5 protein-coding genes are annotated in these 14,213 nt (G+C 33.3%); 3 read left to right on the top strand and 2 right to left on the bottom strand.

The features are described from left to right. Positions 1–441: 441 nt before the first annotated feature. Complete coding sequence (locus ABWU50_RS00985; RefSeq protein ID WP_353275353.1) at positions 442–3,042, top strand: ankyrin repeat domain-containing protein; 2,601 nt, start codon at positions 442–444, stop codon at positions 3,040–3,042. 95 nt (positions 3,043–3,137) lie between these two features. Then, entirely contained in the window at positions 3,138–4,256 is a 1,119-nt protein-coding gene (locus ABWU50_RS00980) for an ankyrin repeat domain-containing protein (protein WP_353275989.1), read from the top strand. Here ABWU50_RS00980 and ABWU50_RS00975 read toward each other — a convergent pair. Further along, positions 4,200–5,072 (bottom strand): IS982 family transposase, encoded by an 873-nt coding sequence (locus ABWU50_RS00975; RefSeq protein ID WP_353275950.1) that lies wholly within the window; start codon positions 5,070–5,072, stop codon positions 4,200–4,202. The genes ABWU50_RS00980 and ABWU50_RS00975 overlap by 57 nt on opposite strands. 316 nt (positions 5,073–5,388) lie before the next feature. Further along, positions 5,389–5,520: a hypothetical protein gene (locus ABWU50_RS00970; RefSeq protein WP_353275988.1), complete on the bottom strand. Its 132-nt coding sequence runs from the start codon at positions 5,518–5,520 to the stop codon at positions 5,389–5,391. Positions 5,521–5,575: 55 nt separating this feature from the next. Here ABWU50_RS00970 and ABWU50_RS00965 point away from each other — a divergent pair, with 55 nt between their 5' ends. Next, positions 5,576–14,173, top strand: coding sequence for an ankyrin repeat domain-containing protein (locus tag ABWU50_RS00965; RefSeq protein ID WP_353275987.1), 8,598 nt, complete (start codon positions 5,576–5,578; stop codon positions 14,171–14,173). The last annotated feature ends 40 nt before the right edge of the window (positions 14,174–14,213 follow it).

The raw sequence follows: 14,213 nt of genomic DNA, 5'->3' as shown, positions 1-14,213 counted from the left end.
CCTATTTTTAGAGTATTTATAAAAAGACGATAAGACCCCTTCTACATCTAAAGCCTAAAATGCAATTCTCAGATGATCTCTGATAGACGTTTTTTTCATCAACACATTCAAAACAATAAAAAGATTGAATATTTCTTCACAATTGTGTATAATTATTGATGCTTTGGTGCACGTAACGATTATACTTTAAAAAGAATATTGGCTACTGAGAAGAATGAAGACATCTTCATCAGCGAAAAAAAAGGGCAAAAAACAGAGAAATTTGATGTAGCTACTTAAGGCAGGTGTCTCTATTGCAGCTGAGATAGCTGATCACCCATGATCAAATAAAAAAGTTATAAGTACACAGATTGGATACAGTATCTTTTTTAAGAAGAAGATTTATCTTGCTTAAAAACTTGTAGATACTATATTTACATAAATTCTTCATGCGAGGCCTTTATGTTTACTAATAGAATATCTAATAATCTGGATCAGCTGCAATTTTTTGTAGAGTTTTTAAATGAAAATTATGAAATTCAGAAACATCTTAGTCTTACACCGCTACATTTAGCAGCAGGAAATGGTCAGTTGGATTTAGTCAAAACTTTATTAGGAGAAGGTTTAGATATTAACTCAGAGATTAAGTACGATGGCTTTACGCCACTGTATTTTGCAATTGCAAAAAATCGCTTAGAGATGGTTAACTTTCTTATTGCTCATGGAGCAGATGTAAACCATAAGGCCATTCTAGGCTTTACACCTTTAAGTTTTGCGTCCCAGCAAGGATATTTAGATATAGTCAATACCTTGATTGCAAATGGAGCAGATCTTAGTACTAAAACAGATAAACTTAATACACCTTTACACCTAGCAGCAGAGAATGGTCATCTAGATATAGTAAATGTTTTTATTGAAAAGGGATTAGATGTTAATACTGTAAATAATGATCGAGCAAGACCTTTGCATTCTGCAGTACAAAATGGTAACCTCGAAGTAGTTAAAGCTCTTATTTCACAAGGGTCTAATATTAACGCTGGATCTTCAGGCATAGGTAATCGTAAAGTTGATGCAAACATTACACCCTTACATCTGGGAACACAAACTGGTAGGTTAGATATAGTTAAAGTTCTGCTTGAAGCGGGAGCAAACGTTAATGCAAAAACAGATGATAAGATTACACCTCTACATTTAGCGTCTCAAAATGGCTTTTTAGAGTTAGTAGACATTTTACTAAAAGCAAAATCTAATGTTAATGCTAAGGATTATGAGAATCTTACACCTCTACATTTAGCAGCAGAACGTAATCACTTTGGAGTAGTTAAGTCTCTTCTTCTCGTAAAGGGAATTGATGTTAATGCTAAAGGCCACGATAATTCCACAGCTTTACATATAGGATCTCAGAATGGTCACTTAGAAGTAGTGAAGCTACTAATAGAGAAAAAAGCCAATGTTAATGCTAAAAAAAACGAAGGTTTTACACCTTTGCATCTAGCAATTCAGCAAAGTCATTTCGAGGTGAGTGATTTTTTAATTAAAAATGGAGCAAACATTAACACCGTGGATGATCAGAATTGGACTCCTTTACATAATGCAGCATATAATGGTTTTTCTTTAAAAATAGTAGAGAGCTTAATTGCAAAAGGAGCAAATATAAATGCAAAGATGGATGATGGTAGAAGAGCTCTACATTTGGCAGCAGAACATAATCACTTGGAAATAATGAATTTCTTGATTGAAAATGGAGCAGATATTAATGCTCTAGATAACAGAAGTTGGACTCCTCTACATTGTGCAACATATGATGGTAATTTAGAAGTTGCTAAATCTTTGCTTAATAAAGGAGCAGACATTAATGCTAAAACAGTTAAAAGTACTACACCTCTACACTTTGCAGTAGACCATGATCATTTAGAGGTGGTTGAATTGCTCTTAAAAAAAGGGGCAGAAGTTAATGCTCTAGATCACACAAATTGGACTCCTTTACATTTTGCAGCAGAAAAAGGTTATGATCAGATAGCAACCGTTCTATTGAAACATGGTGCTGATGTAAATGTAAAAGAAAATCAAAATAAAGGCACAGCCCTACATCTTGCAGCTCAACATGGTCATCCTAAGGTAGTTAAAACTCTTATTATAAATGGAGCGGATGTTAATGCAAAAATGGATAAAAATGCTACGCCTTTACACTTAGGGGCACAAATTGGTAATTTAGATATAGTTAGGTCTCTACTTATGAGCGGAGCATACTTTAATGCTGGAGCTGAAGGAGATAGATATGTTTTACCATTACACTTTGCAGAAAGAAGAGGAAACCCAGAAGTTATAAAATTACTAAAATTGACTGAGAAGTTATTTAAGGCTATAGAAGATAATAATTATTTAGGAATTGAGAGTTCCATTAGAGATGGAGCAATCATTAATTCGAAAAACGTGGATGGAAGAACGCCATTACATTATGCTGTTAATAATGGGCATATAAAAGTTGTAAATATCTTGCTAGCAAATGGAGCTGATGCTACTAAAGTTACTAACAAAGGTAATACACCATTACACACTGCTGCTTCCAAAGGTCATAAAGAAATTATTGAAGCTTTGTTACAACGTGTAAGCCACAATAAATTGAGTGATTTTATTAATGCTAAAACAATAGTTAAAGGCACTACATCGTTGCATGTTGCTACTGAAAATAGCTTTTTTGAAGCTGTAAAGTCTTTGTTGAAACATGGTGCAATTTATAACATCAAGAATAAAGAAGGTAAAACACCACTTGATCTTTCTCGAGACCAGAATATTACTAACCTATTGAAATTAGTAGAAGAGCTGTTTGAGAATGCAAAAAATGGCAATGTTGAAATTATCAGTAAGCTGAAAGCAATAAAACCTGATGAGCGCGTAGCTGTAACAAATGCTCGTGATGATCAAGGCAAGTCATTAGTCCAGGTTGCAGTAATTAATAAACACTCAAACCTTGCAAGTAGATTATTAGAAATATTAAAAAGTCCAGATCAGAGTTTACAAGATGTCAGCGTAGAAAATAGAGTAAAGAGTTTGAAGTTATAGCTCTCTTAAATGAAACTCTAATGAGGGTGCCAAGATCTAGAAAATATACAAAAATTTTGTTACAAAATAGTGAAATTTAGGAGGATTGTAAAAGTATGCTAAATAATAGTATTAACAAGGAATTAGAAAGAGCAGTCTATGAACGAAACTTAGAAAAAGTTAAAGCTCTTTTGTCTGCAGATGCTGATGCTAACCTTAGAGTAGAAAGGAATAGAGATACGTTACTTCATACTACTAGTAGTGTAGAAATTACTAAAGAGCTTTTATTAGGTGGTGCTGAAGTTAATGCAAGAAACATGTATAGTGAAACTCCACTACATTCTGCTATAACAATGGGGAAGGAATTAGAATTAGTTAGAGAACTTCTGAAACATGGTGCTGATGTAAATGCAACAAACCGTAAAGGCAATACTGCACTGAACCATGCTGTAAAAAAAAGTGGTAAAAATCTGGGAGTAGTTAAAGAACTATTAGAATATGGAGCTGATATTAACATAAGAAATCGTGAACGACGGCTTTATGATAATTGTTCCACATCTTTAGATAACGCTGTAAGTGATCTAGCATGCGCTAAATTGTTGATTAAATTTACTTTAGTAAGGAACTTCAATAAGGATTACGGAAAAATTATTGACTTATCTCCTTATAAAGGATGCAGTAATTACAGTAAATTATCAAGTTATCTAGATGACTGTGTTTGTGAAATTCTTCAAATGAAAACAGATGAAATAAAAGATAGCCTTCCACTATATGAATTTGTTACAAATAACTTCAACATACATGTACTATACAATAATCAATTATCTGTAAGACTAGCAAAAATTGATTATTCCATACGCTATCCTATATATAATGATATCATATTAGATAAGGTAAAACCTTTTTTAGAAAGAGCAGATTTATTAAATAAGCTAAGTAAGATACAATTTTATACTAAATTAGATGTAGCAGATCAAGATGCCAAAGAAAAGAAAATTATTCTGGACCATGATTCTACATATAATATAACTGAATATCTATCTAATGATAACTTGTTAAACTTTACAGTAGCGTTTGATGATTCCAATAAGCGTACTTTTCAATCTTTAAGTTTCTTAAATAATCTCGTAGAAACGAGTACAAGACTTTATGAAACTTCTATAAACCCCAGTTACGGATTATCCAAGGCAATAAAACTTAGAAATAGAAGGCTTTTTTTGCTGCATGGAATATGAAATTAATGTTGAAAAAATATGTACCAAAAAATTTATTGGCGATCTGTGCCGAGTATGCTCAATCTCAAACTTATTTTTCAAACAACCAAAAACTGTTTCAATAATCGACCTTTTTCTCAATAAAATCTTCTCTTTTAATGACATTAGTGCATTTTTCATACCTTTTTTCACTTTAGTGATGAGTTTTAGACCTCTATCAAAGAGTTTCTCAAAGAGCTCCTTCTTGATATAACCTTTATCTCCAAACAAAAGTCCTGTCAATTTTTTAGTCAAATTTGGTACAGGTTTTCTGTCATCAACGCTGCCTTTAGTTAGCGTAATACCTTGAATTTCGCCTATTTCATTGATTACCAGATGCAATTTAAAACCAAAAAACCACCCATAGGTAGTCTTTCCTATATTTGCCAACTCTTTGAAAACTTTATTTTTTGAGATCCTTTTTGTGTGGCAAACAGCGATTGCAGTTGTATCAATATAGGAAATTTCAGTAATTTTCGCTTGCTCGCAGAACCACTGCAAAAGCATTGCTAAATACCATAAAACCCGCGATTTTAGAGCAACAAACCTATGATATGAAGGGAGTTTAGAAAACTCAGAACTGTACAATAATTTAAGATAATTCAAGTAAAAAAACTTGAAATTTTTGCACGGCGATTGGTGGTAAAGTAAGATTATAGTAAGTATTTCTGGTACAGTAATTTCAGGTATTCTTGTTGTTTTTTTGCTACTTGATAGAAGCCTTTCTGAAAACTTTTCATCAGCAACGCAACAAAAATCTTCTATAAAACAGTAAAGTTCTGTAATATCTTTCTTCATGGGTAACCTCTTCATTATTGCTAAAATACTTGAATTTACCCTATTTCACTCTTTGTTACTTCTACTTTTATCTATTTTCTAATCCATAACTGGGGTTATAAGTAATGATACCAAACGTGCAAGATTAGAATAAATATATTTTTTGTCAGTACTAGATTTTTATGAACAACAATTAGTCGTATGGTTCCAGAGAGGTGATACATGAGAGATTGCTATAATGCCAAAACACTAAACTTAGTGCTTTTTTATGTAAGTTAATCATCATTTCTCTTTGTTGTTTTCAAACAGGTTATTATTAGTAGGTGTTACTAATAATTTAAACAACCAACACACTTCCCACACCCAAAACCAAATGTTGTGAAGGCTTTTCGTCCTGAAATTGCAGGATTAGTAGATATTCTCTCAAAAATATTTTATTAACAAAAGATGCTATTTTAATTTTTGCCATATTAAGTAAACTTTGCTATTCTAATACTGGTGTAAATATATCTCAGAGAGAGCTTATGCATGTATCTAAACAACAAACCAGCTTTTATCAAGAAGATAAACAGTTTCTATCACGTTCTTACACATCAAAAGAGGAGTTTATTAGAGAATATAAAAAACTCTACTGCAGAAAAGCAAAAGCTAAAGAACTTTATCTCCTGATTTTAACTGAACTCGAAGAGGCAATATCAGATGGTAATGTCGATAGCTTAAAAAAATTAAGCAACTTTATTGATTACATAAGTGATGCAGAAGATCAAGTAACTTTGAGAGACTATTATGATAATGCTAACAACCCTGTTAAGAGTACTAACTTAGTTATCTTAGCTTGTAAACATAATAAGGTAAAGATTTTAGAATACCTACTTGGCAGTAATAGTAAAATTCTCAGTAATTTATCTGTTGGCATCAGAGAAACTACTATATTACCAGATGATGAGGATGAAACATGCCATAATGCGTTTTATTATTCTATACGTTCAGGTAATGTTGAACTTCTTGATACACTCATTAATAAATGGCCAGGTAATTATTTTGCTGTTCATTTCAGGGAATTAGATGAAATTCTTTCACGAGCTTATGAGGAATTAAAACTAAAGAACGTATTCTTGTCAGAAGAGATAGAAATTTTTGTTGAAAATAAGTTGATAAACCTCCGTTTTTTCTCTAGTGCTTCTGGACAAGATCAGAATGTGAAGAGTTATCTTAATAACATAAGAGAGCGGATTGAGTTAGTACTTCAAAATATTAGCCTGTTAAAGGCAGAGTATTCAAACACAGAAAAAGTAGATGAAAAGTTTTTATTCATAGCAAAATTTATTGCACAAAATATTCATATATTAAAGCGGCAGTTGAAATCAACCTACGATAGACTACCTTGGGAAGAAATGGAATTTTGTTTGATCAGTTTTGTTTCTTCTCACATAAAACGACAGGAAATGAATCTATTCTATAATGCCACATTGAATAAAAGTAAAATACTAGACCACTTGGAAAATTTTGCAAAGAAACTTAAAGAAGAAAAAGATATTATAGAAGGTGTGGACATTGGTAAATTTGCTGATCTCCCGAAGTTAAAACGTGAGAGGGTTGTTGCAGAGATCGTTAGCAATTATCCTCAATTTGGAGAGTTGTATAGCGATTATCAACAAATTAGGGATATTCATTCTTTAGAGAAAATAAGTGATTATATAAAGTTGGCATTATCAGCTAATCCTAAAGAAAGGGAAGGACGGTTAATTATTACAAGGGTTTTACAGGTTATTGGTGAATATTTAAAAAACACTCTAGAATCTCCCAAGTTATCTAGCACTACAAGCGAGCTTCTTCTACTATCATTACCAAAGAACACAAGAGAAGTCATTATAGATTTACGTAACTCACTATCACATGCTTATTCACTCTCTAAAAGAACAGAGATTGAGGAAAATACAGATGTTAATTTTTTTATTGGTGTTCAAAATGACACTAAGAAAGTTGGTGATGTGATTACTAGTATTCTTTATGACAACAAAATTAAAACTATCAGAATGCTTCTAAAAAAAATTATTAATAGTGAGAACTTGGATGAGATAAAAGAAGTCACCGAAGCGTTTAGCAACGCTAAATTAGATGAAATAATCTCAGGAAACTTTGTAACAATGGAACACGAAAAGCTTAAAAAGCTCATTGCAGAACTAAGCAATAGTGTAACTGAAAAGACAAGTCACGAGCAAGAGCTGTTTAATAAAATTAATAACATAATCAATTGTGCAGGAACTCAATCAGAAAATATCAGAACTGATTATATTACAGGGTTTGCATTATTAAAGAGTTTAAGTATTGGCTTTAGTGATAATAAGATTGACCATAACGTTATTAGGGGAATGAAATTTCGTGCTAATAAAACATTAGAGAATATTGTTCCCCGAATAGAATCTCACAGCCTTAAAGAGATTGCTGAGCTATCGAAGAAGATTTCTCATAGTGTTAAGTCAAGAATACAAGAAGACAACCTTGATGAAGTAAATAGATTAACTTACGAAATTTTTTATATTGCTGAATTTGGAACAGGTGATATCAAATGGATTGAGGAATTAAGAGAAAAGTTGAATGAGAAAGGTTCTTTTATTCCTGCATACAAACAAAAGAAGACTTACAATATAACAGAAGAAAAATATAATAACCAACTTACACTGAAGCTATCTGAACTGAAAAGTATTTTAAGGAATAACGCATTGAGTGGTAAATTAATTGAAAAACTCCCTTCCTATAAGAGTAATAAGAAATTGCAAGCAGTAGTAGAAATGCTTGTTCTGGATATAATGTCAATCTTAGGCAGCTCAAAGAATTATCTAGAAAACAATTTACTTTTCTTAGATGAGAATACTCCTTTACTAACTGGAAAATGTTTGCGTAATCACTTAGCACACGATAATGCCTTGGTTGATGTATTGTTATCTGATCCCTCAATAGCAGTTATCTTAAACGCTAAAAAACTTACTTCAGAAAACATAATGAAAAGTAAGAAAAAAGTTGGCAAGTTAGTGAGAGACGATCCTTCCAAATTGAAGGATAAATACGATCAAGGTCTTATTACTATTACTAATCAGGAAAGAATGTTTGTCGCATTGGAAGAAGGGAATCTCGAAGACTTAAAGAGTTATCTCAAAAAAGGAGCAGACATCAATGCTAGAAGTATTAACTTATGGACTACATTACATTTTGCTGCTAAGGGACCTAGTCTTGAAATTGTAAAATTTGTTCTTAATCAAAATTTAGACGTTAATGTTAAAGATATTAATGGTCAAAGCCCACTACAGATCGCTGCTGCACATGGAAGAAAAAATATTGTGAAGTTTTTTGTAGGGGAAGCTGGTTTATATGTTGATGATGCAGATAATCATGGCAAAACACCACTACACATTGCAGCCCAAAATGGTCACAAGGATACTGTTGAGGTTTTATTAAAAAATAAAGCCAGTACTGTTACTCAAGATATGAGTGGTCTTTCACCTTTATATTATGCAATAAGAAATAATCATGTTAATGTTGCTAAGGTTCTACTAGAAAAAGATACGAATGTTGATATTAATGAGGCCATGGGTGGCTTTACTCCATTGCATGAAGCTGCAGAAAGTGGTCACCTGGAGTTAGTTAATTTCTTACTTCAAAATAAGGCAGACGTTAATGCTAGAAATGACAGAGATTGGACACCATTACATGCAGCGGCGTTTAATGGCCATCTGGAAATAGTAAACGCTTTAATTCTGAAAGGGGCAAATGTTAATGCTAGTGTCATAAATGGTTGTACACCATTACACTATGCAATAGAAAACGGTCATGAAAAGATAGCTAATATTTTATTGAAGCATGGAGCTCATGTTAATGTTGTTGACAAAACCTATAATAACACACCTTTGCACTACGCAGCAAAAGATGGACATGAGAAAATTGTTAAGGCTTTACTGACAAATAAGGCAAATGCTAGTATTGCCACTGTGGAAGGTATAACCCCACTACATTTTGCAGTGCAGAGTGGCCACTTGAAGATAGTTGTTGCTCTTCTTGAGCATGGGGTTAACATTCGCGCTAAAGATAAAAATAATGCTACGCCATTACACTATGCAGCAGAGAGTGGTCATAAGGCAGTTGCTGAGCTTTTAATAAAAAATGGAGTAGAAATCAATGATAAAGCCAATAATAATCTAACACCATTACATGTAGCTGCTCTGAAAGGTCACAAAGATATTATTGAACTCCTAATAAGAAATAAAGCTGAAGTTAGAGCTCAAGACATTAAGGGTAGTACACCATTACATGCAGCTGCTATGAACGGTAGCAAAGATGTTATTGATCTCTTGATAAAAAATAAAGCTGAAGTCGATGCTAGAACTAATGATGGTATGACACCATTACATTCAGCTGCTCTAAATGGCCGTGGAGATGCTGTTGTTTTCCTAATAAAAAATAAAGCTGAAGTAAATGCTAAAGCTAATTATGGTCTTACACCGTTACATGCAGCTGTTGTAGAAGACCATAAAGACGTTGTTAATCTTTTAATAAAAAATAAAGCTAAAGTTAACGCGGAAGGTATTGCAGGCAGTACACCATTACATGTAGCTGTGGAAGCAGGTCATAAGGAAATCGTTGAGATTCTGGTAGCAAATGGAGCCAATGTTAATGTTAAGAGTAACAACCTAACACCATTGCTTTCTGCTATTAAGCATAATCATAAGGAAATCGTTGAAGTTCTTGTAGAAAATGGAGCTAGTGTTAATGCAGAAGGTGGTGAACCTTTATCATTAGCAGTGCTCGCTGGTTATAGGGATATTGTAGAGATTTTGCTAAAAAACAAGGCCCGTACTAATATGAAAGGTCCTGAAGATGCTACACTATTACATTTGGCTGCTAAAAGAGGCCACAAGGAAATAGTAAATGCTCTGATAGCAAGGGGAGCCAATGTTGATGCTATGACTATTAATAGTACAACACCATTATATCTTGCGGCACAAGAAGGCCATGAAGAAGTTGCTGAAATTTTGATAGCAAACAAGGCTAACGTTAACTTTGTAAATGTTGAAGGTGCTCCACTACATATAGCTGCAGGACACGGCCATGTTAATGTTATTGAAGTCCTATTAAGTAATGGAGCAAAAGTTAATGTTAAGGACAATAAGAGCAGAACACCTTTAGAATTAGCAGTTGCACATGGTCATTTGCAAGTGGTTAAAATGTTACTGCAGTATAAAAAAGTAGATATGAATGCTAAAGGCAATGATGATTGGACTATACTGCACATTGCTTCACAGGAAAGTAACTTGGAAATGGTAAAATGTCTAGTAGATGAAGGGTCTAATATTAATGCTAAAAATGCCTCTGGATCAAAGCCTATACACATTGCAGCTAGAGAAGGTTATAAAGATACCGTAGAGTTTTTCCTTAGCAAGGGGTTGAGTATTAATGAGCTTGGTACAGCTAACCAGACATTACTACACTATGCTGCAATGAAAGGTCGGTTAGAAGTTGTAAAGTATTTGATAGCACAAGGTGCTGACGTTAATGCTAAAGATACTAATGGCTTAACCCCTATGCATATTGCTGCTAATTTTGGTTATAAAGACGTTATTGAAGTTTTATTAAAAAATGGTGCAGTTTATAACGCTGTTGACAAGCTTTGTAGAAGACCATTAGAAATGACTAACGATAAAGACGTTATCAATCTATTAGCATCAACTGAGAAATTATTTGAGGCTGTAAAACGTAATAGCTCTTCAGAGGTTGAGAATTACATTAAAGCAGGAGCGTTTGTTAATGCCAAAAATGCTGATAGTGTAACACCATTATATTATGCTGCATGGAAGGGCTATGATGGAGTTGTCAATATTCTATTACAAAATAAAGCTAATCCTAATGTGGTTGGTAACAAGGGGTTTACTCCTCTGCATTATGCTGCTAAGTTCTCTCACTTAAAAGTTGTAAAGGCCCTATTATCTAATGGTGCAGTATACAATGCTGTCTCTGACAGTGGGAAAACACCATCAGATTTTACTGTGGATAAAAGTATAACTAGCTTATTTAAACTAGTCAGTGAATCATTTAAAAAGGTTAAAGATGGTAATGCTCAAGTTATTAATGACCTAAATAAGATAAAGGATATTGATACAGTAAAAGCAGTGATGAGTGCTCGTAATAGAGAGAACAAAACGTTAGTAGTTGCTGCAGTACATAGTAACTTTTCAAAAGTCGAGCAGTTGAAGCAGATATCGCAAAGTGACGTATCCGCTCAGATTGATACAGCTTTAGTGCTCTTGAATCAAGGCAATTACCAAAAAGCCTTAAGTATTTTCAGAAGCGCATTTGAAAGAAGAAAAGAAATACTAGGACCAGACAATCCTGGTACTTTAGATATTCAGACATATATAGCCAAAGTGCTATATAAGCAAGGAATTTACCAAGAAGCTTTAAATATGCTTAAAGAGATTTTTCAGAAACAAAAAGAAATGCTGGATTTAAACGATAAGGATACTTTAAGTACAAGAAGTACAATCGCTTTAGTGCTGCATAGACAGGGGAAAGATGAAGAAGCTTTTAATATTTATCAAGAAGTCTATCAGAGACAAAAGGAAATACTAGGGTCAAATCATTCAGATACCTTAAATACTCAGTTTCACATGGCATTAGTATTAGATAAACAGGGAAAATATGAAGAAGCGTTAAATATCAATAGGGCAGTTTTTGAAAAGAGGAAAGAAACACTAGGTACACATGATCTAGCCACTGTGAGTGCCAAAAATAATATAGCAATGGTACTAGCTAACCAAGGTAAATACGAAGAGTCCTTAAAAATCTATAAAGAGGTTTTTGAAAAGAAGAAAATAATTTTAGGTATTAATCATGCTGATACCTTGAGAACGTTACATAACATTGCTGGGGTACTCTTCAATCAAAATAAATATCATGAAGCCTTGAAAGCTTTTCAAGAGGTTTTAAATATCCAGAAAAAAGCTTTACAACAAAATCACCCAGAAACCTTGAATACTCAATACAACATAGCAAATGTACTTTTTGCTCAAGGGAAATGGATCAGCGCACTTAAAGTCTACAGAGAAAGTTTTGATCAAAGAAAAGCTGTTTTTGGACCAAGTCATCCGAGTGTTTTAGATATTTTAAAAAAGATAGAGATGATTAATTTTAGATTTAAGCTTGAGGGTAGCGAAGCATCAGAGGTTCTCCAGCATCTGCAGAAAGATATCAACATTGCTGCTAGTAAAGGTGATATACGAACTGTTCAGCGTCTGTTAAAAGATGGAGCTGATGCCAACGATAAAGATATTGATGGAAGAACACCGTTGCATTACGCTGTTAGCAATGGACACATAGATATTGTAAACATCTTACTAACAAATGGAGCTAATGTTAGTCAAGTTACTAATAAAGGTAATACACCATTACACACTGCTACTTCCAAATGTTACAAAGAAATTGTTGAGGTTCTGTTACAACATATCAGTCGTGATAAATTAAATGACTTTGTTAATGCTAAAACTACTTCTAGTGGTACTACATCACTTCATGTTGCAGCTAAAGGTGGCTCCTTGGAAGTTGTAAAATCTTTATTAAAACATGGTGCAATTTATAAAATTGAGAACAAAGAAGGTAAAATACCTATTGATCTTTCTAAGGACCAAAGAGTTACTAACTTACTGAAATTGATCGAAGAATTGTTTAGAGATATAAAAAATGGTAATGTTGAATCTATCAGCAAGCTAAGAGCAGTAAAACCTGATGAGTTCTTAGCTATAACAAATGCTCGTAATAATCAAGGGAATACATTATTGCAAGTTGCTATAGCCAATAAACATAAGAATATTGCAACTAAATTGTTAAAAATGCTGAAGGAGCCAGATCAAGTTCAATCACAGTTTAGCCCTGAATGTGAGTTGGATCAACTTGAGAAGCTTAAAAGTGCTACAGAGGTGCATATCCGTTTTTCTGAGCTTTACCTTCCTATGTTGCGTAGCATGTCGCAACCATATAGTTCAGAAAAGAATACTTCTCCTTGGAAAACTCTTAAGGAAGGTTCTTATTACCTAGGAAATGCATATCGCTTAGTTGAGGTATACAAAGATTGTGTACCTGGTTCGATAAATAATAAAAGCATACAGTCAGTAAATGATATGCTAGTAGCACTAGAATTTGATCCAAAACACATAACGTCAGGGTATACAGATGAAGCTTACGGTGGGAAGGCTGAATGCTTCGTTTCCAAAGGGCAAGGTACAAAATATTATAAGTTATTGCATAGTGAGTTAAAGAAAGATGTAAGATCGTTCATAGAAATGGTTGAACTTAATATTGACATTCCTGTAAAAAGGTTTTTAGAGTCAATCAATCAGAGGTTACAGTCTGCTTTTTCTGAAAAGTTACTTGAGGCCATAGAAAATGACAATCCTTTAGCGGTTGAGAATTGCATCAAAAGAGGGGTAATTGTTAACTTCAAAGATACCGATGGAAGAACACCATTACACCATGCTGTTAACAACGGCAACATAGATGTTATAAGTACCTTATTAAAAAATGGAGCTGAAGTTGCTCAAATTACTAACAAGGGCAATACGCCATTACATATAGCTTCTTCCAAAGGTTACAGAGAAGTTGTTGAAGTTTTATTACAATATGTAAGTCGTGATAAATTAAATGACTTTATTAATGCTAGAACAACTTCTGGTGGTACTACATCACTTCATGTTGCGGCTAAAAATGGCTTCTTAGAAGTTGTAAAATCTTTATTAAAACATGGTGCAACTTACAACATTGAGAATAAAGAAGGCAAAACACCTATTAATCTTTCCAAAGATCAGAAAGTTGCTAACTTCCTGAAATTAGTTGAAGAATTGTTTGAAGGTACAAAAAAAGATAATGTTGAAATTATCAACAAGCTAAGGGTAGTAAAGCAAGATGAATTTTTAGCTGTAACGAGCGCTCGTAATAATCAAGGGAATACATTATTGCAAGTTGCTATAGCTAATGGACATAAGAATGTTGCGGGTAAATTGTTAGAAATGCTAAAAAAGCCAGATCAAAATTTACAAGACGTCAATATAGGAAGTGGGGTTAAAAGTTTGAAACTTTGAATAATACTATTGAAATATTTATATATAACCTAAGTTAATA

It is taken from the genome of Wolbachia endosymbiont (group A) of Pipizella viduata (assembly GCF_964028555.1).
Classification (GTDB): Bacteria; Pseudomonadota; Alphaproteobacteria; order Rickettsiales; family Anaplasmataceae; genus Wolbachia.
This window is presented reverse-complemented; position numbering and strand designations above follow the sequence as displayed.

Coding starts and splice junctions, on each gene's coding strand:
- ABWU50_RS00980 (WP_353275989.1), top strand. CDS start 3,138: ATGCTAAATAATAGTATTAACAAGGAATTAGAAAGAGCAGTCTATGAA.
- ABWU50_RS00985 (WP_353275353.1), top strand. CDS start 442: ATGTTTACTAATAGAATATCTAATAATCTGGATCAGCTGCAATTTTTT.
- ABWU50_RS00975 (WP_353275950.1), bottom strand. CDS start 5,072: ATGAAGAAAGATATTACAGAACTTTACTGTTTTATAGAAGATTTTTGT.
- ABWU50_RS00970 (WP_353275988.1), bottom strand. CDS start 5,520: ATGGCAAAAATTAAAATAGCATCTTTTGTTAATAAAATATTTTTGAGA.
- ABWU50_RS00965 (WP_353275987.1), top strand. CDS start 5,576: ATGCATGTATCTAAACAACAAACCAGCTTTTATCAAGAAGATAAACAG.